This window comes from Erythrobacter sp. BLCC-B19 (assembly GCF_028621955.1).
Taxonomy (GTDB): Bacteria; Pseudomonadota; Alphaproteobacteria; order Sphingomonadales; family Sphingomonadaceae; genus Erythrobacter.
In genome coordinates this window covers 1,506,474-1,531,681 of the sequence record NZ_CP117516.1, presented here as the reverse complement: position 1 = coordinate 1,531,681, position 25,208 = coordinate 1,506,474, and the positions used below count along the sequence as shown (strand labels likewise).

31 protein-coding genes are annotated in these 25,208 nt (G+C 65.0%); 12 read left to right on the top strand and 19 right to left on the bottom strand.

From position 1 onward, the window contains the following. Positions 1-53 precede the first annotated feature (53 nt). From folD to argB, 3 genes are all read right to left on the bottom strand, one after another. Positions 54-950, bottom strand: a complete 897-nt coding sequence (gene folD / locus PS060_RS07175; protein WP_273986495.1) for a bifunctional methylenetetrahydrofolate dehydrogenase/methenyltetrahydrofolate cyclohydrolase FolD — start codon at positions 948-950, stop codon at positions 54-56. Further along, positions 950-1,231, bottom strand: coding sequence for a YggT family protein (locus PS060_RS07170; RefSeq protein ID WP_273986493.1), 282 nt, complete (start codon positions 1,229-1,231; stop codon positions 950-952). Before PS060_RS07170 ends, folD begins: the two co-directional genes overlap by 1 nt. A 122-nt stretch (positions 1,232-1,353) precedes the next feature. Then, the gene (argB, locus tag PS060_RS07165; RefSeq protein WP_273986491.1) at positions 1,354-2,265 is read right to left on the bottom strand and encodes an acetylglutamate kinase; all 912 of its coding nucleotides are present in this window, start codon (positions 2,263-2,265) and stop codon (positions 1,354-1,356) included. 212 nt (positions 2,266-2,477) lie between these two features. Here argB and PS060_RS07160 point away from each other — a divergent pair, with 212 nt between their 5' ends. Continuing rightward, positions 2,478-2,660: a hypothetical protein gene (locus PS060_RS07160; protein ID WP_273986489.1), complete on the top strand. Its 183-nt coding sequence runs from the start codon at positions 2,478-2,480 to the stop codon at positions 2,658-2,660. 74 nt (positions 2,661-2,734) lie between these two features. Here PS060_RS07160 and PS060_RS07155 read toward each other — a convergent pair whose 3' ends face one another. Beyond that, on the bottom strand, positions 2,735-2,986 hold the full coding sequence (locus PS060_RS07155) for a YdcH family protein (protein WP_273986488.1): 252 nt from the start codon (positions 2,984-2,986) through the stop codon (positions 2,735-2,737). Between the two features lie 155 nt (positions 2,987-3,141). Here PS060_RS07155 and PS060_RS07150 point away from each other — a divergent pair, with 155 nt between their 5' ends. After that, positions 3,142-3,594, top strand: a complete 453-nt coding sequence (locus tag PS060_RS07150) for a thermonuclease family protein (protein WP_273986486.1) — start codon at positions 3,142-3,144, stop codon at positions 3,592-3,594. A gap of 235 nt (positions 3,595-3,829) precedes the next feature. Here PS060_RS07150 and PS060_RS07145 read toward each other — a convergent pair whose 3' ends face one another. Beyond that, a complete protein-coding gene (locus PS060_RS07145) occupies positions 3,830-4,162 on the bottom strand; it encodes a DUF1294 domain-containing protein (RefSeq protein WP_443112408.1) in 333 nt (110 codons plus the stop codon). 89 nt (positions 4,163-4,251) lie between these two features. Between PS060_RS07145 and PS060_RS07140 the strand changes: the two genes are divergently transcribed. After that, positions 4,252-4,611, top strand: coding sequence for an endonuclease domain-containing protein (locus tag PS060_RS07140; RefSeq protein WP_273986484.1), 360 nt, complete (start codon positions 4,252-4,254; stop codon positions 4,609-4,611). Positions 4,612-4,941: 330 nt separating this feature from the next. Here the strand turns inward: PS060_RS07140 and PS060_RS07135 are convergent, their stop codons facing one another. The 5 genes from PS060_RS07135 to PS060_RS07115 form a co-directional block, all read right to left on the bottom strand. Further along, complete coding sequence (locus PS060_RS07135) at positions 4,942-5,823, bottom strand: hypothetical protein (protein WP_273986483.1); 882 nt, start codon at positions 5,821-5,823, stop codon at positions 4,942-4,944. Further along, positions 5,807-6,628: a HipA family kinase gene (locus tag PS060_RS07130; RefSeq protein ID WP_273986481.1), complete on the bottom strand. Its 822-nt coding sequence runs from the start codon at positions 6,626-6,628 to the stop codon at positions 5,807-5,809. The genes PS060_RS07135 and PS060_RS07130 overlap by 17 nt, the downstream gene beginning before the upstream one ends. Before the next feature lie 3 nt (positions 6,629-6,631). Then, positions 6,632-7,681: a ribonucleotide-diphosphate reductase subunit beta gene (locus PS060_RS07125; protein WP_273986478.1), complete on the bottom strand. Its 1,050-nt coding sequence runs from the start codon at positions 7,679-7,681 to the stop codon at positions 6,632-6,634. A gap of 72 nt (positions 7,682-7,753) precedes the next feature. Continuing rightward, positions 7,754-7,942: a hypothetical protein gene (locus PS060_RS07120; RefSeq protein ID WP_273986476.1), complete on the bottom strand. Its 189-nt coding sequence runs from the start codon at positions 7,940-7,942 to the stop codon at positions 7,754-7,756. A gap of 73 nt (positions 7,943-8,015) precedes the next feature. After that, positions 8,016-10,049, bottom strand: coding sequence for a ribonucleoside-diphosphate reductase subunit alpha (locus PS060_RS07115; protein ID WP_273986474.1), 2,034 nt, complete (start codon positions 10,047-10,049; stop codon positions 8,016-8,018). Positions 10,050-10,685: 636 nt separating this feature from the next. On the opposite strand from PS060_RS07115, the gene PS060_RS07110 reads away from it, so the two are divergent. From PS060_RS07110 to PS060_RS07095, 4 genes are read left to right on the top strand one after another with little or no spacing between them, the layout of a single operon-like run. Then, the gene (locus PS060_RS07110; protein WP_273986472.1) at positions 10,686-11,027 is read left to right on the top strand and encodes an ArsR/SmtB family transcription factor; all 342 of its coding nucleotides are present in this window, start codon (positions 10,686-10,688) and stop codon (positions 11,025-11,027) included. Continuing rightward, positions 11,024-11,515: an ArsI/CadI family heavy metal resistance metalloenzyme gene (locus PS060_RS07105; protein WP_273986470.1), complete on the top strand. Its 492-nt coding sequence runs from the start codon at positions 11,024-11,026 to the stop codon at positions 11,513-11,515. Before PS060_RS07110 ends, PS060_RS07105 begins: the two co-directional genes overlap by 4 nt. A gap of 21 nt (positions 11,516-11,536) precedes the next feature. Continuing rightward, positions 11,537-12,028, top strand: a complete 492-nt coding sequence (locus PS060_RS07100) for an arsenate reductase ArsC (protein ID WP_273986469.1) — start codon at positions 11,537-11,539, stop codon at positions 12,026-12,028. After that, positions 12,025-12,693, top strand: coding sequence for an aquaporin (locus tag PS060_RS07095; RefSeq protein WP_273986467.1), 669 nt, complete (start codon positions 12,025-12,027; stop codon positions 12,691-12,693). The genes PS060_RS07100 and PS060_RS07095 overlap by 4 nt, the downstream gene beginning before the upstream one ends. Before the next feature lie 4 nt (positions 12,694-12,697). Here PS060_RS07095 and PS060_RS07090 read toward each other — a convergent pair whose 3' ends face one another. Continuing rightward, on the bottom strand, positions 12,698-13,192 hold the full coding sequence (locus PS060_RS07090) for an MGMT family protein (protein WP_273986465.1): 495 nt from the start codon (positions 13,190-13,192) through the stop codon (positions 12,698-12,700). Positions 13,193-13,270: 78 nt separating this feature from the next. After that, positions 13,271-14,884 carry an AMP-binding protein gene (locus PS060_RS07085; RefSeq protein WP_273986464.1) on the bottom strand — a complete coding sequence of 538 codons (1,614 nt, stop codon included), beginning with the start codon at positions 14,882-14,884 and terminating at the stop codon, positions 13,271-13,273. 142 nt (positions 14,885-15,026) lie between these two features. On the opposite strand from PS060_RS07085, the gene PS060_RS07080 reads away from it, so the two are divergent. Beyond that, entirely contained in the window at positions 15,027-15,836 is an 810-nt protein-coding gene (locus PS060_RS07080; protein ID WP_273986463.1) for a helix-turn-helix transcriptional regulator, read from the top strand. A gap of 290 nt (positions 15,837-16,126) precedes the next feature. On the opposite strand, the gene PS060_RS07075 is transcribed toward PS060_RS07080, so the two are convergent. Next, entirely contained in the window at positions 16,127-16,666 is a 540-nt protein-coding gene (locus tag PS060_RS07075) for a VOC family protein (RefSeq protein WP_337960236.1), read from the bottom strand. Between the two features lie 126 nt (positions 16,667-16,792). Here PS060_RS07075 and PS060_RS07070 point away from each other — a divergent pair, with 126 nt between their 5' ends. The 3 genes from PS060_RS07070 (at position 16,793) to PS060_RS07060 (ending at position 19,892) form a co-directional block, all read left to right on the top strand. Beyond that, positions 16,793-18,217, top strand: coding sequence for an aromatic ring-hydroxylating oxygenase subunit alpha (locus PS060_RS07070; RefSeq protein WP_273986462.1), 1,425 nt, complete (start codon positions 16,793-16,795; stop codon positions 18,215-18,217). Positions 18,218-18,342: 125 nt separating this feature from the next. After that, positions 18,343-19,098, top strand: coding sequence for an SDR family NAD(P)-dependent oxidoreductase (locus PS060_RS07065; RefSeq protein WP_273986461.1), 756 nt, complete (start codon positions 18,343-18,345; stop codon positions 19,096-19,098). After that, positions 19,095-19,892, top strand: coding sequence for a sugar phosphate isomerase/epimerase family protein (locus PS060_RS07060; RefSeq protein WP_273986459.1), 798 nt, complete (start codon positions 19,095-19,097; stop codon positions 19,890-19,892). The genes PS060_RS07065 and PS060_RS07060 overlap by 4 nt, the downstream gene beginning before the upstream one ends. Before the next feature lie 21 nt (positions 19,893-19,913). Here the strand turns inward: PS060_RS07060 and PS060_RS07055 are convergent, their stop codons facing one another. The 6 genes from PS060_RS07055 to nadB form a co-directional block, all read right to left on the bottom strand. Beyond that, positions 19,914-20,381 carry an SRPBCC family protein gene (locus PS060_RS07055; protein WP_273986457.1) on the bottom strand — a complete coding sequence of 156 codons (468 nt, stop codon included), beginning with the start codon at positions 20,379-20,381 and terminating at the stop codon, positions 19,914-19,916. A 4-nt stretch (positions 20,382-20,385) separates the two neighbouring features. Further along, a complete protein-coding gene (locus tag PS060_RS07050) occupies positions 20,386-20,709 on the bottom strand; it encodes an ArsR/SmtB family transcription factor (protein ID WP_273986456.1) in 324 nt (107 codons plus the stop codon). A gap of 82 nt (positions 20,710-20,791) precedes the next feature. Continuing rightward, positions 20,792-21,691 carry an alpha/beta fold hydrolase gene (locus PS060_RS07045; protein WP_273986455.1) on the bottom strand — a complete coding sequence of 300 codons (900 nt, stop codon included), beginning with the start codon at positions 21,689-21,691 and terminating at the stop codon, positions 20,792-20,794. A gap of 30 nt (positions 21,692-21,721) precedes the next feature. Next, a complete protein-coding gene (locus tag PS060_RS07040) occupies positions 21,722-22,528 on the bottom strand; it encodes a TraB/GumN family protein (RefSeq protein ID WP_273986872.1) in 807 nt (268 codons plus the stop codon). Between the two features lie 185 nt (positions 22,529-22,713). Continuing rightward, entirely contained in the window at positions 22,714-23,163 is a 450-nt protein-coding gene (locus PS060_RS07035) for a GFA family protein (protein ID WP_273986454.1), read from the bottom strand. Then, entirely contained in the window at positions 23,160-24,740 is a 1,581-nt protein-coding gene (nadB, locus tag PS060_RS07030) for an L-aspartate oxidase (protein WP_273986871.1), read from the bottom strand. Before nadB ends, PS060_RS07035 begins: the two co-directional genes overlap by 4 nt. Before the next feature lie 267 nt (positions 24,741-25,007). On the opposite strand from nadB, the gene PS060_RS07025 reads away from it, so the two are divergent. Beyond that, positions 25,008-25,208: a hypothetical protein gene (locus PS060_RS07025; RefSeq protein WP_273986452.1), complete on the top strand. Its 201-nt coding sequence runs from the start codon at positions 25,008-25,010 to the stop codon at positions 25,206-25,208.

Below are 25,208 nucleotides of genomic sequence, written 5' to 3'. Positions count from 1 at the left end.
GTTGGGCAACGCCCAGCTTCGCTTCCGACAAGCTCAGGACGAACGGACTTTGCTCAAAGCCCCTCGGGCGCTTCCAGCCCGGCATGGGCATGGGCGGCGACCAGCGTGTTCCTGAGCAGCACGGCAATCGTCATCGGCCCGACCCCGCCCGGCACCGGGGTGATCGCACCGGCGACGGCAGCGGCTTCGGTGAAGGCGACGTCGCCCACCAGACGGCCCTTGGGCTTGTCATCGGTGGGCGGCAGGCGATTGATGCCGACGTCGATCACCGTCGCGCCCGGCTTGATCCAGTCGCCGCGCACCATTTCCGGTCGGCCCACGGCGGCGACCACGATATCGGCGCGGCGCACCACATCGGGAAGGTTCTTCGTGCGGCTATGGGCAATGGTGACGGTGGCGTTGGCGTCAGTCAGCAACTGCGCCATCGGCTTGCCGACGATATTCGACCGCCCGATCACCACCGCATCCAGCCCGCTGAGGTCGCCCAGCCGGTCTTTCAGCAGCATCATGCAGCCCAAGGGCGTGCAGGGCACGAAGCCCTCCTGCCCGACACTCAGCCGCCCTGCGTTGATGACATGGAACCCATCGACATCCTTGCCCGGATCAATCGCGGCAATCACCGCCTGTTCGTCGAGCCCGTTCGGGAGCGGCATCTGCACCAGAATCCCGTCAACCTCGGGGTCGCGGTTGAGCCGTTCGACCAGCACCAGCAGTTCGGCCTCGCTGGTTTCGGCGGGAAGGCGGTGTTCGAAGCTGGCGATCCCCGCCTCGTGACAGGCGCGGGCCTTGGCTCCGACATAAACCTGGCTCGCCGGATCCTCGCCCACCAGCACGACGGCCAGCCCCGGCTTGCGCCCGGTCGCCTGGACAAATTCGCCCGCGTGCCCCGCAATCCGGGCGCGCAGGGCATCGGCAAAACCCTTGCCGTCGATCCGCGCCGCTTCTGCCATCACATCATCGCGCCTTGCAGGATGTATCCGACCGCGTTGAGCAGCATCAGGAACACCATCGGCGAAAAGTCGATCGCGCCGGTATCGGGCATGACCTTGCGGATCGGACGAAGCACCGGCTCGAACAGGCGGCTCAGCGCATCATGCACCGCAAAGGCGAACTGGTTGCGCGGGCTGACGACGTTGAAGGCGAAAAGGAGCCCGATGATGAACCAGATGATCAGCAGCATATTGGCGGTGTTCACCACCATCAGGAAGATCTCGAGAATGGCATTCGACATGGCGTTTCTATCCATAGCATCGGCGCTGGACCGCATCTGTGCGGGCGCCCGGTCAAGTCCCTTGGCAGGCGTATTAGCCTCTTAATACGCCTTGCGCCACACCTCAGTTCCCACGCAGGCTGTCAGGCCCGCACCAGCGTGCCCGCCCCGCGCGCGGTGAAGAATTCGAGCAGCATCGCGTGGCCCACCCGGCCATCGAGCACCACGGCCGCCTCGCAGCCCGATTGCACCGCGGTAACGCAGGTCTCAAGCTTGGGCACCATCCCGCCGCGGATCACGCCTTCTTCGCGCAGCTTGGCGATGTCGGCGGGGGTGAGGTCGGTCAGCAGCTCGCCGTCCGCGCCCAGCACGCCCGGAACATCGGTCAGCAGGAACAGCCGCGCCGCGCCCAGCGCCGCCGCGATCGCGCCCGCCATGGTGTCGGCGTTGATGTTGTAGGTCGCCCCGTCCGCGCCGGGCGCAATCGGTGCGATCACCGGGATCATCCCTGCGGCGACCATCGTGTCGATCACCGTGGTATCGACCGCCGCCGGCTCGCCGACGAAGCCGAGATCGACCGCCTGTTCGATATTGCTGTCAGGATCGCGGGTGGTGCGGGTGACCTTGCTCGCCGTGACGAGCCCGCCGTCCTTGCCGGAAATCCCGATCGCCTTGCCGCCAGCGGCCGCGATCCAGCCGACCAGTTCCTTGTTGATCGCGCCCGACAGCACCATCTCGGCCACCTGCGCGGTGGCGGCGTCGGTGACGCGAAGGCCATCTACAAAGGTGCTCTCCACCCCCAGCCGCTTGAGCATCTGGCCGATCTGCGGGCCGCCGCCATGCACCACCACCGGGTTGATGCCGACCGCCTTCAAGAGGACGATATCCTCGGCAAAGTCGCGCGCGGCTTCGGGATCGCCCATGGCGTGGCCGCCGTATTTCACCACGAAGGTGCGCCCGGCGTAGCGCTGGAAATAGGGCAGCGCCTCGATCAGCACTTCGGCCTTCGAAAGATCGGGCGTGTCCGCCTTGGGGTGGTTGGGCTTGTCGGTCACCGCATTCCTGTCCTGCCGTGCGCATCGCGCTTTCGGCGAGCGCCCTAGCGGCTTGGGCGCGCGGGGCCAAGCGCTTGGTGTCATGGTTGACAAGAGATTAGGCATTTCCGCAAGTTGGTGTTAGCTTTGCCCCACACGGTCGCACCATCCGTACGACAATATGGCGCGTGACACCGGCCAAAGCCGGGCGCTGCGCTCGGGAACGAACTGGCATGAGCGAGGATAGCACTGACAAGGCCGCCCCCTCCGGAGGCGCTGATCCGGCCGGTGGCGGTCGGCGACAGAGCGACCGGCGGCAGAGCAATGCACCCTATGACGGCCCCGACCGCCGCAAGGGTGATCGTCGCTCCGGCACCGACCGCCGCACGACCCCGCGCGAAGACGGCGACTGCTGACGGCAGGGTTGCGAGCGGGGCATCGCCTGGTACCCCGCCCGCACAAGCTTGCCGCAGCCCCGCCCCGTTGCGCGCTACCCGGTCGGCGCGGTTTCGAGCATCGCGGCGATCTCGTCGAGCAGGTGCAGCCGCTCGCGCTTGAGCGCTTCGAGCCGTTCGTCGCTTGCCGCTTCGGTCTCGGTCTCGATCCGGTGGATCGCCCGGTTGACCTCGTGGTGGCGCTCGGCCAGCCGCGCGAAATGGGCGTTTTCCTGCTTCAGCCGGTGGAGCGCGGCAGCATCGCCGGGAAAGGTATCGGCCAGTTCATTGGGGGTGTGTGCGGACATCATCGTCTCCCTTATGTGCAACACCCCCTGCCTAGACCGCGCTTTCGCTTAAGCGTTTGACCGAGGTCAAAATCGCTGGATCGCGGGCCATCCGCCGCTATTGTGGGCGGCGGGATATTTGCATGACACCACCGGGATCCTTCCTTCGCCGCGCGATGGCCGTCGCGCTCGTGCCGCTCGCCGCTGCCGGCGCGCTGGCGCTGTGGCCGGACGCGGGCGAGGCGCAGAGCGCGGGCGGCAGCGATCCGCATCGCGCGCTCTTCCCGATATGCGCCGGGCCGGTGCGCGTCACCTGCGTGGTCGATGGCGACACCCTGTGGTTCGAGGGCACCAAGATCCGCATCGCCGACATCGACACCCCCGAGGTCAGCCAGCCCGCCTGCCCGCGCGAACGCGAGCTGGGCGAGCGCGCCACCGCCCGCCTGCGCGAGCTGCTCAACGCCGGCAGCTTCGCGCTCGTCACCCCCGCCGACGGCCGCACCCGCGACCGCTATGGCCGCGAATTGCGCCTCGTCACCCGGCGCGGCCAGAGCCTCGGCAGCGTGCTGGTGCGCGAAGGGCTGGCGGCGCGCTGGGGCGGCCCGCGCATCGCGTGGTGCGGGGTGTAGGGAGCCGCTTAAGCGTTACAAAGGTGACACCGTGTCAACTTTACTACGCGACTAATTCTTTCGGATAATCAGTATATTGCACCGCTTATGCAAAAGCGGACGGACACAGGATGCGAACGCGCAAATCCCGATCAAGCGGCGATGGCCGCGCCTGTCACGATACCCAAAGAGCCGGAGCATGATGCCCCGCCCGAAGCCTAGCCGCGCGCGGCGCGTGTAGGAAAGCGGCGGCGGCTCACCACAGATAGACCGCCAGCCCCACCCCCGCGGCCAGCTGGAGCGCGGCGATGGTGTGGAGCTGGCTGCAAAACGGCTGCTTGCGCGTCTTGTGCCGAAACAGCGCGCGCCCGGCGTATGCGCCCGGCGTGCCGCCGAAGAAAGCGAGCCGCAGCAACGTCCCCTCCGAAATCCGCCACGCCCCCGCCTCGGCCCGCGCCTTGTCGATCCCGAAGGCGGCAAAGGCGAGAAAGTTCATCGCGACCAGCGCGGTGGCGATGTTGGCGGGCGTAGCGAGCGCCTTGGCGGCGGCGATGTTCTGCGGACTGGCGAGAGCAGCAAGGTTGTCCATGCGCGGCGATGTAGCGCGGGAGGGGTTGCGGAAGGGTTGAGGGGTGGGGCAGTCTTGTCCGATGACCCAGTTTCCGCTAACTTCCTGAAATGCATGAATGGAAACCCCGCGACACCCAACGCGCCCGCGCGTTGCGGCGCGAGGCGACGGGGCCGGAGCGGGGGCTCTGGGCGTTTCTTTCGAAAAGCCAGACGGGCGCGAAGTTCAGCCGCCAGATGCCGGTCGGCCCGTTCTTCGCCGACTTCCTGTGCCGCGAGCTGTCGCTGGTGGTCGAGCTCGACGGCTTCAGCCACGACTGCGCCCCCGAGCGCGATGAACGCCGCGATGCATGGATGGCCGCGCACGGCTTCACCGTGCTGCGTTTCACCAATGATGATGTGCGGGGGAATATCGAGGGCGTAGTGACCGCGATCCGGCTGGAGGTCGAGCGGCTGAAACGGGAGCGCTGATCCACCCTCCCGCCTGCGGGAGGGTCGCGAGACTTATTGAGCCGAAGGCGAAGTTAGTCGCAGCGGGGTGGGCCTACGCCGCGCTGTCGGAACAAGCTGCAAGACCAATGGCCCCGCGCCCACCCCTAACCCCTCCCGCAAGCGGGAGGGGGACTACCGGCGGCAAGCGATCGGGATCAGCTCTCTCTGACAACCCTTCCCGCCAACGAGCGACACCGCATCGCGCTGACGACCCTTCCCGCCCGCGGGAAGGGCGCGAGACTTGGCGGCTCCGCCGCCTAGTCGCAGCGGGTTGGGCCTACGCCGAGGTGCGAGGAAAACGGCTTACGATCAATTCAGCTTGATCCGGGGCAACAAACTTGAATTGAAAAGAGCACCTTGGTCCTGCGATTTGCCGGAGGGTTCTGCCAAAGAGGTCAATGTAGTCAGGAACTTATTCCGCTCATCGAAACTAGCCCAATTAACTAGCTCTGCACCTTGATTTCGTGCTGCAGCTAATGATGGCTCGACCGCCTTCTCAATCGCTGAAGAGACATTATACACCAATCGAGGTTTAACAGGGCTATTACAGAATCTCATTCTCGCATGTTCAAAGGTCAACGCAGAGAGCGCGATCTCTGTGATCGAACGGTGGACTGAAATCACGTCCGACGTCGCATCGACAGTCTCAACAACATGCATAGCGCCATTCTGTAATACAAAATCAGCAATCACGCCTTCTGACAAAGCATGCCGGTACAAAACACGGTGGCTGTCGAGACCCTCAGTGGGCTTTGCAAGGATTTTTTCGGCTCTAAGTGCCTCTCGCAACTCTTTACGAAGGCGAGAATTTCTCTTGCGGATTGCTTTTGGGGGCGCAGGTTCAGGATTGACGTACCTGTGAACAAGGTCATCAAGATAGTGGTCGAACAACTTGGCGTCACCCGGCTGGATAACGCCCTTGCAATCAGCATACAAAAAACTGTTGTCACGGACACATGAAGTCACAAGATCACTGGCGCAGGAAGCCAACAACTTGGGCAACTCATGCAATTCTGCGCGAATCTCGTCTGGCTCGATAGCGGCGGTTATCGCGCGTGTCTTTTCCACGTGCGACCCGGCGCGGACGATGTACTCTCCGTCACGTTCAGCCAAAATCCCAACGTTAAGAGCTTCTCCACGGATCGCGTGCGACCGGAGCTGCAACAACCAGAACCTAGAGGAGCCGGCCATTCATCAGCCCCTCGCGCAGAAGGTTGATTCTCATCTCTAGGCCCTCCCCAGCCCAAAGTTCAACGATCCTGCCCATTTCATGTGCGCTGATCCACTCCGTTGGCAGTTCTCTAAAGAAGCTCGCGATCACAGACGGCGGGATAGCCGCGATGCTGTCCAGCATCTGAAGTGCTGAGTCTTCGAAGAAGCCATGCACCTGCCGCAGTTGCCGGGCGACTGCAAGTGTCTCGGTGCGACCATCGGGAAAATCACTGATTGCGCAGGTGCCAAGTTCGATGCCTGAGAAATCGATCGGACGGATGCGCAGGAGGGGACCGTCACGAACCGCAATCAGGTTCGAAGCGCTTCGATCCCAATTGTGCAGGAACATGTCTAGGACATAAAGTTGGCTAAGCCACCTACCCGGGTAGTCCAAATGGCGTCCCAGTTCATCAGTCCGGGACGTCCTAAGGAACCGTTTGCGAGCCACCTCATCTGCGGTGCTCGGAGAGGCCCGCGACCCAAAAAAGGTTTCCCCGGTTTGCTCATCCTCAACGATCCGAAAGTCGGGAGGCGCAAGACCTACCTCAGCAGCAAAGAGGGTGCCGAATGCTTCTCTCATACGGCAAGGCAAACCAGATTGATCACCCTTGCAAAAATATAGACCACCGTCATCGCACCGAGCCAAAAGCGCGATATGCGCACCTTCTGGCGGAAACTCGCGGGTACGCAGCCGCACCGGGAACAGCACTCCTGAAGAGGCTTCCCGAACTGAAGGAGTAGAGAATCCTTCTTGCACTTGCTTATAATACAGCTGCGTTTTCACCCCCTACTCCGCCGCCTGCACCCCAAACAGCCCAGCCTCAGCCTCACCCGCAGCGCCCGGCTCGTTCGCAGCCTTCGCTTTTTGCCGCTTGTCAAACGACGACCACACGGTGTTCCAGTCACCCCGCGTCGCGCCCTTCGAATATTCCGTCGCGCGGGTTTCAAAGAAGTTGGCGTGTTCGACGCCGTTCAGCAGCGGCTGGAGCCAAGGCAGGGGGTGCTCTTCGATCATGTAGATCTCCTGCAGGCCCAGCTGCTTCAGGCGCCAGTCGGCGATGTAGCGGATGTAGCGCTTGATCTCCTTGGCGCTCATGCCGTTGACCGGGCCCATTTCGAAGGCGAGGTCGATGAAGGCGTCTTCGAGGCGCACGGTCTTCTGGCAGATGTCGATCAGGTCTTCCTTGACCGACTTGGTGAGGCACTGGCGTTCCTCGCAGAAGGTGTGGAACAGCTTGATGATGCCCTCGCAGTGCAGGCTCTCGTCGCGCACCGACCAGCTGACGATCTGGCCCATGCCCTTCATCTTGTTGAAGCGCGGGAAGTTCATCAGCATCGCGAAGGAGGCGAAGAGCTGGAGCCCCTCGGTGAAGCCGCCGAAGGCTGCCAGCGTGCGGGCGATGTCTTCATCGGTGTCGACGCCGAACTGGCCGAGGAAGTCGTGCTTGTCCTTCATTTCCTCATATTCGAGGAAGGCGCTGTATTCGGTCTCGGGCATCCCGATGGTGTCGAGCAGGTGTGAATAGGCGGCGATGTGCACCGTCTCCATGTTGGAGAAGGCGGCGAGCATCATCTTCACCTCGGTCGGCTTGAACACCCGGCCGTAGTTTTCGTGGTAGCAGTTCTGCACCTCGACATCGGCCTGGGTGAAGAAGCGGAAGATTTGGGTGAGCAGGTTGCGCTCGTGATCGGTGATCTTCTGCGCCCAGTCGCGGCAATCCTCGCCCAGCGGCACTTCTTCCGGCATCCAGTGGATCTGCTGCTGGCGCTTCCAGAAGTCATAGGCCCAGGGGTACTGGAAGGGCTTGTAGGTGTTGCGGGCTTCGAGCAGCGACATGGGCGGATACTCCTAAGGGTGTTCTTTGTAACAGATACGGTGCGCCGGGGCGCCCGGATTCAAACGGCGGATTCAGCGGTTCCAGTAGGTGACGATCACGATCAGGCAGAAGGGCACGAACAGGGTCACCATCGCGATGTGGATCATCGCGGCGTTGAAGGAGTGGCCGGGCGTATCGCGGCGCAACTCGCGCACCGCGGCGATGCCGAACCACAGACTGACCGCAAGGCCGAGCAGCGCGGCGGCGACGGGTATGTTCATAGCGGTCTCTCCCCCTTGACCCTTCGGTCGGCGAGCAGGCGCAAGGGTGCCCCGCGCCCGCCCGGCCCACGGCCTACTGGCAGCTCAGGCATTCCTCGTAATCGGTCTGCTCCCCGCTGGCGGAGAGTTCGATCCGGGGGGCTTCGGAGGTGTTGTCCGCCTCCACCCCGCCGACGAAGCCGGCGCGCTGCACGCTCTTGGAGCGCAGGTAATAGAGCGACTTGATGCCGCGTTCCCACGCCTGATAGTGCAGCATCATCAGGTCCCACTTGTCGACATCGGCCGGGATGAACAGGTTCAGCGACTGGGCCTGATCGATATAGGGCGTGCGGTCGGCGGCGAATTCGAGCAGCCAGCGCTGGTCGATCTCGAAGCTGGTCTTGTAGACCGCCTTCTCCTCCGGCGTCAGGAAGTCGAGGTGCTGGACCGATCCGCCGCGTTCGAGGATCGAGTTCCAGACATTGGTCGAGTTCTTCGCCTTCTTCTCGAGCAGCTTTTCAAGATAGGGGTTCTTGACGATGAAGCTGCCCGACAGGGTCTTGTGGGTGTAGATATTGGCCGGGATCGGCTCGATGCAGGCCGAGGTGCCGCCGCAGATGATCGAGATCGACGCGGTCGGCGCGATCGCCATCTTGCAGCTGAACCGCTCCATCGCGCCCATATCGGCCGCATCGGGGCACGGCCCGCGCTCCTGCGCCAGCAGCATCGAGGCTTCCGAGGCCTTGGCGTGGATGTGCTTGAACATCTGGAGGTTCAGCGCCTTGGCCATCGCGCTTTCGAAGGCGACGCCCTTCTGCTGGAGGTAGGAGTGGAAGCCCATCACCCCGAGGCCCACGCTGCGTTCGCGCGAGGCGGAATACTTGGCGCGGGCCATCTCGTCCGGCGCGCGGTCGATATAGTCCTGCAGCACGTTGTCGAGGAAGCGCATCACGTCCTCGATGAACTGCTTGTCGCCCTTCCACTCTTCCCAGGTTTCAAGGTTGAGCGAGGAGAGACAGCACACCGCCGTGCGGTCATTGCCGAGGTGGTCGATCCCGGTCGGCAGGGTGATTTCCGAGCACAGGTTCGAAGTCGAGACCTTGAGGCCGAGATCGCGGTGATGCTTGGGCATCATTCGGTTCACGGTGTCGTTGAAGACGATGTAGGGCTCGCCGGTCGCCAGCCGGGTTTCGACCAGCTTCTGGAACAGCGAACGCGCATCGACCTTGCCGCGCACGCTGCCGTCACGCGGGGACTTGAGTTCGAACTCGGCGCCTTCGCGCACGGCTTCCATGAACTCGTCGGTGACGAGCACGCCGTGGTGGAGGTTCAGCGCCTTGCGGTTGAAGTCGCCCGAAGGCTTGCGGATTTCGAGGAACTCCTCGATTTCCGGGTGGCTGATGTCGAGATAGCACGCGGCCGACCCGCGGCGCAGGCTGCCCTGCGAGATCGCCAGCGTCAGGCTGTCCATCACGCGCACGAAAGGAATGATGCCGCTGGTCTTGCCGTTGAGGCCGACCGGCTCGCCGATCCCGCGGACATTGCCCCAATAGGTGCCGATCCCGCCGCCCTTCGAGGCGAGCCACACGTTCTCGTTCCAGGTGCCGACGATGCCTTCGAGGCTGTCCTCGACCGAATTGAGATAGCAGGAGATCGGCAGGCCGCGGTTGGTGCCGCCGTTCGAGAGAACGGGGGTCGCGGGCATGAACCACAGGTTCGAAATGTAGTCATAGAGCCGCTGGGCGTGCTCCTGATCGTCGGCATAGGCATCGGCCACGCGGGCAAAGAGATCCTGATAGACCTCGCCGGGCAGCAGATAGCGGTCGGTCAGCGTGTCCTTGCCGAAATCGGTGAGGCGCGCGTCGCGGCTGGCGTCGGTCACGATCGTGAACCGGCGGTCGTTGACCTTCTTGCTGTCAGCCTTGGCGGCATCCTTCATCGCACTCGCCATCGCGCCCACGAGCGCTTCGCCCGCCTTGGCGGCGATCAGTGCGTCCGAACCGCTATCAGTGGTTTTCATTGTCACAGCCTTTTCATCCCCCGCCGCAGGCGCGCCCGCATCCAGTTCATTGGTCACACCGGTATTCACCGCGTCATTGGGCACGTTGTCGCTCGCCTTGAAATCCATTGTCAGCCCCACTTGTCCCCCGAATCGGGACTATGACGCAAGGGGCCATGTTCCGATTCTGTTCTATACCGGTTGGTCCACAGACTTGCCAACAGATCACCCCGAATTCGGGCGTGATGGCAGGTCGGTTGATCCCATTTGCGGCGCGCGGCGGCCCTGTCTGCCGGGGCTACTCCTCCCCCGTCTGCTCCGCTGAGGAGCGGCTGGGAGTCACCATGGCTTGGGGGTCCGATTTGCGCCGAACCACTAGATGATGAATCAGCCGGGGATTCCCGTCAACGGCAGATTAAGCCCCTAGTTACCATCCCGAGGCCTTCATCACCCTGTCACAAACCCGCGACGCGTGGAGCAAGCTTGAGTCGCGAGCTGTGCAAGCCCCAAACTGAATCTGTGAAGAAAAATATGGGGAGTGAATCATTCGAATCCACCCGTGAATCTTTTGCACGGGACGGGGTTCGATTGTTGCGCCGGAGGGGTCGGAAAGGCGTGCGGACGGCCAGGCGGAATTTGCCGACCACAGCACAGACAGCCCTCGCATAGATCTGCCCTCGATCCGAATCCGACCTGCGAATGATGATTGACGCATCTACCTGAGTTCGATATTTCCATTTTTATCGAATCGTTGGAGCATCGTCCATGCAAGCCGATCTTGTCATCCGCGCCCTTGGCGCTCTGGCGCAGGAACACCGCCTCGCCGCCTTCCGCTTGCTGGTGCAGGCCGGATCGCGAGGCATTGCCGCCGGCGCGCTTGCCGAGCAGCTTGGCGTTCCCGCGTCTTCGATGAGCTTCCACCTCGCTCAGCTCGCCCATGCCGGGCTGGTCACCCAGCGGCGCGAAAGCCGTTCGATCATCTATTCGGCCGACTACGGCGCGATGAACGCGCTGATGGGCTACCTCACCGAAAACTGCTGCGGCGGCCTGCCCTGCGAGGACAAGGCCGCCTGCACGCCCCAGCCCGAAAAGGAGACTGTCCTGTGAAGCGCTTCCACCTGCACGTCGGCGTGACCGACCTTGATGCCTCGATCGCCTTCTACACCCACCTGTTCGGCAGCGCGCCCGAAGTGGTGAAGGCGGACTATGCCAAGTGGATGCTCGAAGACCCGCGGATCAACTTCGCAATCTCGATGCGCGAGGGCGCCACGAAGGGGATCGAGCACGTCGGCCTTCAGGTCGAAAATGCCGAGGAACTGGCCGAAGTCTATGCCCGCCTCAAGGCCGCCGACCGCCCGGTTCTGGAAGAAGGCGCGACCACCTGCTGCTATGCCCAATCGGAAAAGAGCTGGATCGCCGATCCTGACGGCGTGGTGTGGGAAGCCTTCCTCACCACCGGCGGCAGCACCACCTATGGCGGCAGCCCCGATTTCGACCAGCTGGCGAATGCCGATGCGGCGGCAGGGGCCTGCTGCGTGCCGCAAGCGGCTTCCGCGCCTGCGCCCGTGCCGGCCAAGGCCTCGGGCTGCTGCTGATCTGAACCGCGGGGGCGACACATGAACATTCTGGTGCTGTGCACGGGCAATTCCGCCCGCTCGATCCTTGGCGAGGTGATCCTGAACCGGCTCGGCGCGGGGCGGGTGACGGCCTTCAGCGCGGGGAGCCAACCCAAGGGCGCGGTGCATCTTGGCGCGCTGCGGCTGCTGGCGGCGCGCGGGATTGACGCATCCGGGCTCCAGTCCAAGAGCTGGAATGTCTTCACCGGCCCCGATGCGCCTGTGATCGATCTCGTCATCACCGTTTGCGGCAGTGCGGCCGGCGAGGCCTGTCCGATTTTCCCCGGCACGCCCCTGCGGGCGCATTGGGGCCTGCCCGATCCGGCGGCGGTGACGGGTGACGATGCGGCGGTCGATGCGGCCTTCGCGCAGACCTGGGACTGGCTGACGCTGCGCGCCGAAGCCTTCCTCACCCTGCCGTTCGAGACGATGGAGCGCGCCGAATTGCAGACCCGCCTTGCTGCAATCGGCCAGATGGAGGGTGCAGCGTGAACCGTGCGCTGTTTGCGGAAGGCTTGGGAAGCTTCTTCCTGTTTGCCACCGTGGTCGGATCAGGGATCATGGCCGAGGGCCTTGCGGGCGGGAATGTCGCCATCGCACTGATCGGCAACACGCTGGCGACGGCGGCGATGCTGTTCGTGCTGATCACCATGCTGGGGCCGATTTCGGGCGCGCATTTCAATCCGGCGGTGACTCTGGTCTTCGCGCTGCGCCGCGAGATCGGGGCGGGCATGGCGCTCGCCTATGGCGCGGTGCAGCTGGCAGGCGGGGTGATCGGCGTATGGGCGGCGCACCTGATGTTCGACCTGCCGATTGCGCAGGTGAGCACCACCGCGCGCACCGGCATGGGCCAGTGGGCGGGCGAGGCAATTGCGACCTTCGGGCTGGTGCTGACGATCCTCGCCACGCTGGAAGCGCGCCGCGACTGGGTGCCGGTCAGCGTCGCGCTCTATATCGCGGCCGGGTACTGGTTCACCTCGTCAACCAGCTTCGCCAATCCCGCGATCACCATCGCGCGCAGCCTTTCGGACACCTTCGCAGGGATCGCGCCGGGGGATGTGCCGGGCTTCGTGGCGGCGCAGTTTGCCGGAGCGCTGGCAGCGATGGGAGCGGCGGCGCTGCTGTTCCCGCGCAGAGAGACCACCCCCGCCGCCTGAGCCCTCAACGCTCCTCTATCCGGTCAGCCGGGCGGCGTTCCGCGTAATCGAACACGGCAGGCTTGCGCCGCAGCGGCGAGACGCGCACGCCCTCGGCCGCGAGCAGCGCCTGCTGCGCGTCGGTGCCGCCGGGGTATTTGGGATTGAGGAAGCCGCCCTTCTTCAGAACCCGCCACCACGGGGTCAGCGCCGCATCGGGCAGGACGGGGCGCTGCTCCTCGGCGGCGCGGGCGGCCATGCCCAGGAAGATCGCGGTCGAGACCGGACACGCCACCGCAACGCCATGCCGCCGGGCGAGCGCCTGTCGCAGATCGTCGAGCGTGACGATCTCGCCCGGCCGCAGCGTGCGCACCAGCGCATTCACCTCAGCCGGGCTGGACACAACCATCGCGCCGCCTTCCGCCTCGCGATAGCCGGGGGCGCCGGGCGGGATCATGTGGACGATATGCGGCTCTCGCCCGCTGTTGAGGTGGTCGAGGGCGGTCTTGCGCTTGGCCATGGGGCTCTCCTCCGTCGCGATTCGCCCCGGTGTATCGCGACGGAGGGGATGGGAGAATAAGTGCGGTTTGTTCCCGCTTTACCCCGCAGATGCGTCGGCAATCCCTTGCGCGGTCTTGTAATCGGGCTTGCCGTTGTTGAGCCTGAGCGATTGCGCTGTGAACAGATAGAGCCGCGGGATCTTGTAGCCCGCAAGGCCAGCGCGGGCGTGGGCATCAAGCGCGGCCTCATCCACCTCGCCGTCCAGCTGCACCACCGCCACGACCTTGCGACCGAACCGCGCATCCGGAAGGCTGACGACGCGCACGTCCTTGACCCCCGGATGGCCCAGCAGCACCGCCTCGACCTCCTCGGGGAAGACCTTCTCGCCGCCGGTGTTGATGCACATATTGTCGCGGCCGATGAATTCGAGGCTGCCATCGGGGCTCCAGCGTGCGCGGTCGCCGGTCATCAGCCAGCGTTTGCCGCCGATCACGGGGAAGGTCTGGGCGTTTTTCTCGTCCTCGCCGAGATAGCCCAGCGGCAGCGGCCCGGTGCGCGCGACAATGCCGACGCCCTCGGTGCCGGGGGGAATCTCCTTGAACTGCTCGTCGAACAGCTTGGTCTCGCGCCCCGGCAAGGGCTGGAACTTGCCCCCGCCGCTCGATCCTTGTGCCGTGGTGATGACGATACCGGTGCCCGAGCTTTCGGAGGAACCCAGCGCATCAACGATCATCAGCGCGGGGTGATGGGCGATCAGCCGCTCTTTGAGGCTGGCCGAGAACACCGCGCCCGAGGAGGTGATGCTGCGCAAGCTCGCCAGCACCGCGGCCCCATCGCCCCGCGCATCGAGCCGGTCGGCGAGCGGCAGCGCGAAGGCATCGCCGACGATGAAGATGCCGCGCGCGCCGATCCGCGCGACCTCGTCCAGCGCCAGATCGGCATCGAATTTCGGCCCCGGCAGCAGCGCCAGCGTGCCGCCTTTCAGCAGGTGAATCACCGCCGTGAACTGTCCCGCGCCGTGCATCAGCGGCGAGAGCAGCAGCAGCGGGGATGTGCTCGCCGGATGATCGGGGCCGATCGCGGCGGCCCGCGCGACCTGTTCTTCGAGCGAAGCGGCGACGAATGGCGGCTGGCCCGGCCCCTGTTGCCACACCCCGATGCTGAACGCCTGCCACGCCTGATCCATCGGCCACATCACCGCCTTGGGCATCCCGGTGGTGCCGCCCGTGGCGGTCAGGAACAGCGCTTGCGCGTCGGCATGGATGGCAAAATTGTCGGGCAGCGGCGTATCGCACAGCCCGGCCCAGTCCGCGCTGCCGACATCCACCGTCAGCGTTCCGTCCGGCATTGCCTCACGCGCGATTTCGGCAAAGTCGGTCTCGGTGAACAGCGCCTTCAGCCCGAACCGGCTGAAAATGTCCGCCAGCTCGCGCTGCTTGTAGTGGTAGTTCACATTGACCGGCACCAGGCCCGCCTTCACGCATCCGAAATAGGCGAGCATATAGTCGGGCGTATTGCGGAGCATCTGCCCGGCAATGTCCCCCGGCCCCAGTCCCCGCCCGACAAGGCCCGCTGCAATGGCATCGGTGATCGCATCGAATTCGCCCCAGGTCACCACCCGGTCCCCGTGCACCAAGGCGGGTCGCCCGGAGGGAATTGCTCCTGCCAGAGCCTTCAGCACATACCCGAAATTCGCACCCGCAAACGCCATCGGCTCAATTCTCCCTGTCTCTTTCGCTAGCCTCGCCCCTCGCTTCGTTCCCCTACGTAAATGATGAGGACATTCTGCAAACTTGCGTTAGTTTCCCGACTCGGCGCAGACCGGACGGGGCTGGAGAGGAGCACCACAAAGCATGGCCACCAATGTTGTCGAATTGCGCACGCCGCAAGGGCGTGAGTCGCTTGAACAGCTGCTCGAATCCGTCACCATCACCTGTCCCGAGGACATCCACGATGCGGCGGTGAACCTCGCGCGAATCGCGCAGGAACGCGGGATGCAGATCGCGGTGTGCGACGACATTTCCTCCAAGGAACCGATGGTCGATGCCGATGGCACGATTCTCAACGCCGATATCTTCCGCTGGCTGGATGACGGCGCACGCTGGTGGGAGGATCACCGGCTCGCCCTGCACTCGCCGCTGCCGCGCGCCTGCCGCTATGAAAGCGAGCCGTTCTGGGTCAACGCGCATGGTTTCAACACCCGTTGGCGCAACCATTACCTCGCCGAGATCGACCTCAATGATTTCGAGCGCCGGGCGCTGTGCAAGGCGGCGATCGTGATTCCGGTGCACCTGCCCTTCGGCCAGATTTCGGCGTGCAGCTTCATCAGCGAAGACCGCGACAAGGAAGACCTCTCGGCCGAATTCGCCGAATATGGCGCGCTCTTCGCGATGGTGACGCGGTGCTTTGTGGCGGGCTATGTCCAGGCCAACCGCACCAAGCGGCGCATCCCGTCCGACTGCGTGCTCTCCAAGCGCGAAGTGGAATGCCTGCGCTGGGCCGCGATCGGCAAGACCGACAAGGAGATCAGCATGATCCTCAACCGGTCGCACGCCACGATCCGCTACCACATCCACCGCGCGGGCGAGAAGCTGGACAGCGTGAACCGCGCCCAGACGATCTTCAAGGCCGGGCAGCTGGGGTATTTGGGGGCCAGCGACTGATTGATTGCGGGGGTGCCTCCACGCGGGGGTCTTGATTTGCGACCCCGCCTCCGCGGGGTCGTCCTCGGTGCTATTCCTCCACTTCGCTTCGCTCCGTTCCGGGCACCTGCGGGCGGGCGGACGCCCTTGCGGTCGCTACCTGACCGAGATCAGCGCGCTGACACCCCCCTCCCGCTTGCGGGAGGGGGCGGGGGTGGGAAAGCGAACCGTCGCGAAGGCCCACCCCGCTGCGACTAGGCCGCTGCGCGACCAGGTCTCGCTCCCCTCCCGCAGGCAGGAGGGGCTCGATCTTACCCCAGCTTCCTCAGCGGCTCCGACCCATCCCAGCCCACGCCCGCGGCCTTGATCATGCCGAACAGGTCAGGGCCGTCCTTGGCCTGCTGCAAGATCTCCACCAGCGTCCCCGGCCCGCCGCCGGCATCGACATAGATCGCCTGACTGGTGCCGAAGGTGCCCTCGATCATCACCTCGGCGCCCTCCGCCTCGCACACGGCGCGCGCGTGGGCGATGTCGTCGACGAGGATACAGACATGGTGCAGCCCGTTGCCCGTCGCCCCATATTCGCCGGTATAGACCGAGGGGTGATTGTCGCGCGGGCGGATCAGTTCGATCTGCAAATCGCCCCAATAGGCCAGCGCCAGATCGAACACGGCATCGGTCGGCTGGCCGCGATACTTCATGCCCTCAAGGTGAATCCCCTCGATGAGAAAGAACGGCCCGACGCCCATCGTCTGGGTCCAATGCCTGACTGCCGCGTCGAAATCCTCCGGCACAAAGGCCAGCTGCATGATGTCGCCCAAGGCGGCGATTTTCCCGGCAAGACCCATCATTCCTCTCCAATCCGATAGTGTGCCCTGCTTGCGAAGCTGTGTGATATTCCGCGCCGGAGACACTGCACAAAGTGCGAGGACGAGAGGCGGGGCCGTGCCCCGGCGATGAGGATCGGACGAAGCGACATGAACGAGATCAAGGACATTGCCCGCGGCGACCGCTGCCCGGGGATCAGCTACACCGATATGCTCAACGGCGACACCCGCCGGGCGCCCGATTACCTCTTCGAGGAAACCACGATCGAGATGGGTGACGATCCCCTGCCGGTCGCACCCTATATTTCCGAGGAATTCGCCCGTCTCGAACGCGAGAAGATGTGGCCCAATGTCTGGCTGTTCGCCGCGCGCGAGGATGAAATGCCCGACGCGGGCGACACCGTGGTGTTCGACATCGCCGGCAAGAGCTTCCTCCTGATCCGCCAGAAGGACGGCAGCGTGAAGGCGTTCTACAACGCCTGCCTCCACCGCGGCCGCAAGCTTCGCACTGAGAGCGGCAATTCGGTGCAATTGCGCTGCCCGTTCCACGGCTTTACCTGGCGCAATGACGGGAGCCTGAAGGAAATCCCCTGTTCGTGGGACTTCAAGCACCTGGAAGGCAAGGACATGGATCTGCCGCAGGCGCGCGTCGAGCTGTGGCAGGGCTTTGTCATGCTGACCGAGAACCATGCCTTGCCCGATTTCAAGACCTGGCTCGGCCCGGCGGCCTCGCATTACGAGCGCTATGATTTCGGGAACCGCTACACCGGGATGTGGGTGCAGAAGAAGATCCCCGCCAACTGGAAGGCCACCGCCGAAGCCTTCATGGAAGCCTGGCACTCGATCACCACGCACCCGCAGCTGCTCGCCTTCCTCGGCGATGCCAACACCCGCTACGACCATATCGGCGACCACTTCAATCGCGCGATCACGCCCTCGGGCGTGCTGTCCCCGCACGTGAAGGGCAAGAATTCGGACTATGTGCTCGAGAAGATGAACGAGTTCTCGGGCGGCAGCGATGCCAGCACCAACCGGCGCTTCAATGCCAGCGGGACGACCGAGGATTATGTCGCCGACGATCCGCTCGGCGCGCGCAAGATCCTCGCCGAGGCGGGGCGCAAAGGCTTTGCCGAGCAATATGGCTATGACTACTCGGATGCGTCGGACACCGAGATCCTCGACAACTTCACCTACAACATCTTCCCCAATTTCTCGCCCTGGATCGGGTTTCTGCCGACGCTGGTGTACCGCTGGCTGCCGGGCGATACGCCCGACTGGTGCATCATGGAGATCCGCCTGCTGTTCCCCACCCCCAAGGGCCAGCCGCGCCCGCGCGCGGTGGCGCCGACCTATATCCCGGACGACGAGCCCTTCGCCTGGGCGACCGACATCATGGGCGCAGGCCTTGCCAATGTGTTCGATCAGGACATGGCCAACCTCCCCCACGTCCAGACCGGCATGAAGGCGATGAAGGACGGGCTGATGGAACTGGGCCACTATCAGGACAGCCGCGTGCGCCACTTCCAGACGACGCTGATGAAGTATGTGAACGGGGAACTGCCTGCGGTTAAGTGACGCCCTTCGTCATTGCGAGGAGCGCAGCGACGCGGCAATCCATGGATCACCCTCGCGCCAAGAGCGTCAGTCCGTGCATGGATTGCTTCGCCTGCGGCTCGCAATGACGAGACTTTGAAACAGGCATGACCTTCTCCTTCGACCTCTCAGGCCGCACGGCCCTGATCACCGGCGCATCTTCCGGACTCGGCACCCGCTTCGGCCGCATCCTTGCCGCGAGCGGCGCGCAGGTCGCCTTGGGCGCGCGGCGCAAGGACCGCCTCGAAGCCCTCGCCGCCGAGATCGGGCCCAAGGCCGCCGCCATTCAGATGGACGTCGCACGCGAGGCCGACATTATCGCCGGGTTCGACGAGGCCGACGCGATCTTCGGCAAGGCCATCGACACGGTGATCGCCAATGCCGGGGTCGACGGCGCGGGGATGGCGACGACCATCTCGGAAGAGGAAATCGAGCAGACCCTCGCGATCAACCTGAAGGGCGCAATCCTGACGGCGCGCGAGGGTGCGAAGCGGATGATGGCGCGCGGCGTCACCAATGGCCGCATCGTGCTGATTGCCTCGATCACGGCCTTCGAGCCCTCCCCCGGCCTCGTCGCCTATGCCGCGTCCAAGGCGGGTGTGGTGCAGGCGGGCCGCACGCTGGCGCGCGAATGGGCGCGGGCGGGGATCAACGTCAACACCGTCTCCCCCGGCTACATCCGCACCGCAATCAACGATGCGTGGTTCGATACCGAACCCGGCCAGAAGCAGATCGCGCGCTTCCCCAAGCGCCGCCTGATGGGCGAGGAGGGGCTGGACGCAATGATCCTGTTCCTGTGCTCGGACGCCAGCGAGTTCGTGACGGGCACGGACTTCGTTCTGGATGATGGTCAAACCCTGTGACCCGCCGCCTGATCTCGCTCGCCGCCGGGATCATGCCCGAGGCCACCCCCGCCCAGCTGATCGAATGCGCCGCGGCTGCCGACTTCGACTTCGGCGGGATGTGGGTCGAGAAGGACAGCTGGACCCCGGCCACCACCCGCGCCATCCGCAGCCAAGCGCGCGATGCGGGCGTCACATTGCTCGACTGCGAGGTCGCGTGGATCATGCCCGGCCCGCCCGATCCGTGGCTGACCGAGCTCGTCCACATCGCCGCCGAGCTGGGCGCAGCGAACCTCCTGTGCGTCTCTTCCGACCCCGACATGGCCGCCACCACCGCCAAGTTTCAGGCGTTGGTCGACGAAGCCAAGGGCACCGGGGTCAGGGTCAATCTCGAATTCGGCATCTTCACCGAGGTGAAGACCATCCACATGGCCCGCGCCGTGCTGGAGGCGGTCGAGGGCGAGGCCAAGGCGCTTCTGGTCGACACGCTCCACTGGGCACGCTCCGGCGGGACGGCGGAGGACTTGGCGGCAATCCCGCGCGCGTGGCTGTCCTACTGCCAGCCCTGTGATGCACCCGCCGAGGGGCCGGACGTGACCGACTTCGACGCGATCATCGACGATGCGATCAATCGCCGCTTGGCCTTGGGCAAGGGCGGACTTCCGCTGGCCGCTATGGTCGATGCTTTACCCGTTCACCTGCCGATGGCGGTCGAGGAACGCTCCGCCGCCCTGCGCGACGCCTTCCCCGACCTTGTGGAGCGCGCCCGCGAATGTGCGCGGACGTCGCGGGCGTGGCTGGAGGGACGAGACTAGCTGGATAGCGGGACCGTTCGTTCACAGCGAACCGGCGAAGGCTTCCAGCTGGTCGAGGCACGTGCCCCAACCTTGATGAAAGCCCATCTCCTCGTGCTTGCGCCGGTCATCGCCCGACTTGTGCCGCACCACCGTGCGGTAGCGGGTACCCTCCGGACAGGCCTCCATCGTGATCTCGACGCTCATGAAGCTTTCGTTGTTGGGCCGAAAGTCGGGGCCGACTGCGTCGGTCCACACCAGCCGCGCAGCAGGTTCTGCGATCAGCACGCAGCCTGGGGTCTCCTCCATTTCCTCGCCCTCGGGAGAAGCCATCACCACCGAGAAGATGCCGCCAGCGTGCGGCTCGATCCGGGCGCGGGCCACGGTCCACGGGCGGGGTGCGAACCACTGGGCGATCAGCGACGGATCGGTCCAGGCGCGCCAAAGCTGCGCGGGGCTGGCGGCGACGGTACGTTCAAGCACCAGATCAAGTTCGGGGTCGTACGGCACGGGATTATCCTTTTTTCTCGGGGTCAGTCAGAAAAGTGTCGAGGCGGTCAAGACGCGCGTTCCAGAGGTGCCTCTGCTGGCCAAGCCAGCCCTCGGCGAGCTGCACCGTCTCAGGCCGCAAACGGCATGTGCGGGTGCGACCGGCCTTTTCCGAGGCAATCCAGCCTCCGGTTTCGAGAACCTTGAGGTGTTTGAGAAAGCTCGGCAGCGCCATGTCGTGTGGCGCTGCGAGTTCGGACACGGGTGCCGGACCTCGCGCAAGTCGGGCAATCACCGCGCGCCGGGTGGGATCGGCGAGGCCGTGGAATATCGAATCTAAGTTAGCCATATGGCTATCTATTCGCCATCGCGCGGTGGCGTCAAGATATTTAGCTCATTGGCTAGGTTTCAAAGCGTAATCGACAACGCGCTCACACGCCGCGCGCGTGGGCGACGATCTCGCCCGCCAGACGCGGGATCAGCTTGATCGGCAGATCGTGCCCCCAGCCGGGGTAGGTCACCAGCCGGGCGCCGGGGATCGCCGCTGCGGTCGCCTCGCCGCCGGGCAGCTTGACCAGCGGATCGGCCTCGCCGTGGAGCACCAGTGTCGGGGTGCGCACGCGGGCAAGCCGTGCGGTGCGGTCGCCATCGTCGATGATCGCGGCGAGCTGGCGCGGGAGCCCGGCCGGGTAGACCGAACGGCGCATATTGGCGAGCACCCGCTCACGCTGGGCGGCCTCGTCGAACGGGAATTCGGCGCTGTCCGGGCTGCCGATATTGCGGATGATGTTGATACCGTGGGCGACGAGCGTCTCCTCGTCCATCGCCTTCAGCGGCGCGGTCAGAGCGCCGATCGCGTTCTTTTCGGCCTGGGGCAGCTTGCCATTGCCGGTGGTCGACATGATCGAGGTCATGGTCAGCAGCCGGTCGGCATGGTGGATCGCCATCAGCTGGACGATCATCCCGCCCATCGATGCGCCCACGACATGGGCCTTGTCGATGCCAAGTGCGGAGAGCAGCCCGATCCCGTCATCGGCCATGTCCTTCAGGGTATAGGGCACGCGGGCAGGGAAGCCGATCTTCTTGCGCAAGACCTGAATGGGGAGCGAGGGCGCGCGGTGGCCTTCGAACTTCTGCGAGAGGCCGATGTCGCGGTTGTCGTAGCGGATCACCCGGAAGCCCTCACCCACGAGTGCCCCGACCAGCTCGTCCGGCCACAATGTCATCTGCGCGCCGAGGCCCATCACCAGCAGCAGCGCCGGGGCATCGGGGCTGCCGTGCTCCTCGTAGAAAATCTCGATGCCGGTGTTGGGCGTGGTGATGGTGGGCATGGGCGGCTTGATCCTCTCAGGCCCGCATGGTCACTTCCACGGGGGTCCGGCGATATCGAAGCCGCGCGCGTCCAATTGGTCAAGCACCCCGCCGCTTTCCGCCAACACCCTTAGCGGCACGACCGCCAGCGTGGTGCCCTTTGCCGCGCTCGCCTCGGTGACGCGATCGACCCAGATCGTCCTCAATTCACTGCCCAAAGTCTCGTCCGCCCAGGGCCAGCACTGGCCCAATGCGGCTTCGAGCGGGTTGTTCATCACGGCGGGAATCTTGAAGCGCCGCCAGTTGGTGGCGCGCTCTTCGACGATCTGCGGGCCGGCCTCGACCGCGTCCATTGCCGCGGTGAGGCAGGGGATGTGGGCGGTGGGGGGCGCTTCGAAGAGATTGTCGATCACGTCCTCGCCCCGCAGCGTCGCAGCGCGGGTGATGGCGATGTCGGCCTTTTCGGCGGCGTCCTTCACCACGTCAGCAGGCTCGCGCGCGGTGTCCTTGTTGAAGCGCAACTCCTTGCGCAGCATCTCGAAGGAAGTGAGCAGGAAAGATTGGCGCGAATAATCCTCGTCATGCGCGGTGCCCAGCGCCGCAAGCCGCGCCCACTGATCGGGCGTCAGATATTCGCTCGCCACGGTCTTGTCCGGCAGCTTGGTGAGCTTGCCGCCCGAGAACATCAGCCGGAACACATCCCCCGGCGAAACCTTGGGCCGCGCGCCGAGGATCACGCGGTCAGCCGCGCGGGTGGCTTCTTCGAGGCGCGCAGGTTCCCACGGCGTGGTCTTCGGAATCGCCCGGATCTCGCCGACGAGGATCACGGTGCCGGTAGCAGTGGTCACGGTCCACATCGGCGCACCCGAACGCTGGGCGGTAACGACGATTGCGTTTTCGGATTCCGGGGGAGCGTCTTGGGCTGCGAGGGGCGTTGCTGCCGCCAACACGACCGGCAGGACAGAGATGAGGAATTTCGCGCGGTTCATCATGACAAGGCGGATATTTCGTCTCACCTGAACGTCGGGTGGACATACGGGCATCAACCGCGCCAGAGCCTTGCCAACCGTCGCCATGCCAGCTTCGGCCCCCATTCCAGCGCCATGCCCAGTGCGCCGCGCTTGCGCGAATTGGCGTCGAACCGATACCACAAAGGCTTGGCATCGTGGAAGATTTCACGCGTGATCGTGAATTGACCGTCCGGCAGCAGCCCCGCCGAAATGGCAAGCTCCGGGCCATCCTTGGGCCTGTGAAAGATATGGCTCCCGCAGCGTGAACAGAAGCCGCGCTCGGCAAATTGCGAGGAGCTGTAGATAACGAGGGTATCGCCGGTGATCGCGCTTCCCGGAGCCTGAACTGCCATCCACGGCCCGGAGGTCCAGCGGCGGCATATCGCGCAGTGGCAGACGCCGACGGTCTCGGGCAGGCTGGAAAGGCGAACCTCGACCCCGCCGCACAGGCAATGGAGGATCGGGCCACCGGTCTCCCTCACGGCACCAGCACCGTATCCTTCGCCTCGTCCGCCAGCTCGGGGTAATCGAGCGTGTAGTGCAGCCCCCGGCTCTCCTTGCGGCGGAGCGCCGATTGCACGATCAGCTCGGCGGACTGGAGCAGGTTGCGCAGTTCGATCAGGTCGGTCGTCACGCGGAAGGCGCCGTAGTAGTCCTCGACCTCGCGCTTGAGCAGCTCGATGCGGCTCGCCGCGCGTTCCAGGCGCTTGGTGGTGCGCACGATGCCGACGTAGTTCCACATGAAGCGGCGGATTTCGGTCCAGTTCTGCTTGATGACGACTTCCTCGTCGGAATCGGTCACGCGGCTTTCGTCCCACGGCAGGATCGCGGGGGGCGCTTCCAGAGTGTCCCAGCGCGCCAGAATGTCCTGCGCTGCCGCTTCACCGAAAACGAAACATTCGAGCAGGCTGTTCGACGCCAGCCGGTTCGCCCCGTGGAGGCCGCTTTCGGTGCACTCGCCCGCCGCCCACAGGCCCGGGATGTCGGTGCGCGCGTCGAGGCCGACGACCACCCCACCGCAGGTATAGTGCTGCGCGGGGACGACCGGGATCGGCTGTGTCGTCATGTCGATCCCGAGGCCGATCAGCTTGTCGTAGATGGTCGGGAAGTGGCCCTTCACGAACGCCGGGTCTTCGTGGCTGATGTCGAGGTGGACGTAATCGAGGCCGAAGCGCTTGATCTCGGCGTCGATCGCCCTTGCCACCACATCACGCGGCGCAAGCTCCATCCGCTCGGGGTCGTAATACTCCATGAAGCGCTTGCCGGTGCGCGGGTTGATGAGCCGCCCGCCCTCGCCGCGCACGGCCTCGGTGATGAGGAAGTTCTTGACGTCGAGGTGGTAGAGGCAGGTCGGGTGGAACTGCATCATCTCCATGTTGGAGACCCGCGCGCCTGCCCGCCACGCCATCGCGATCCCGTCCCCCGTCGCGCCGCGCGGGGCGGTGGAGAACTGGTAGACGCGCCCGGCGCCTCCCGTGGCGAGGATCGTCGCGCGGGCGGTGTGGCGCTCGACCCGCCCGCTCGCCTCGTCGAGCGCATAGACGCCCCACACGCGGCCCGCGGCAGAGAATTGCTCGCGGTGGCGGTCAGTGATGAAGTCGATGCAGGTGCGCCCGGGCAGGAGGGTGATGTTGGGATGCGCCTCGGCGGCTTTCAGCAAGGCCGATTGCACCGCCCAGCCGGTCGCGTCGTCGACATGGACGATGCGGCGGTGCGAATGGCCGCCCTCGCGGGTGAGATGCAAGTCGCCGCTCTCACGGTTGAACGGCACGCCCAATTCGCACAGCCGGTCGATCGAGGCGGGTGCGCGCTCGATCACGAATTCGACCGTGGCAAGGTCGTTGAGGCCTGCGCCTGCCACCATCGTGTCGCGCACGTGGTTGTCGAAAGTGTCGCCCGCATCGAGCACGGCGGCGATCCCGCCCTGCGCCCAGGCGGTTGACCCGCCGGTCAGCGAGCCCTTGGCCAGCACCAGCACCCGGCAATGCTCCGCCAGCGCCAGCGCCGCCGTGAGCCCCGCCGCGCCCGAGCCGATCACGAGGACATCCTGCGCCGGCATCTCGCCGGGTGCCTGTCCGGCAGTCTGGCCCGAAGGTTGGAATGCTGTGTCCATCGCCATATCTGCGCCATGGCGCGCAAATTTTCCGCCTGCAAGGGCGATGCCTGTCACACGCGCTTAAGGCAAATGACTTAGGGCCAATTCGTCGCGAAGGGCGCAGATGCCTGACCGCCTGTCACGTAACCGCGAATCGTCCGCAAGCGACGAGGCGGAAGGGTGGCGCGGGGCGCGATCAATCAATGTTCCTCTCTCGCGGGTCGGTATTCGATGTCATTGCTGTCTTCCATCGCTTGCGGGCTCAACCAGCACCAGCCGCTGCGCCGTGATGTCACGTGGAATGGCCGGGCCTATGTCGGCAATTGCCGTCATTGCGGTGTGCCGATCGAACGGCATGGCCATCGCAACTGGCGCAAGCGCGGCAGCGCTGCCGACGGTCAGCACGGCGCGCCGACCCCGACCCCGACCTGA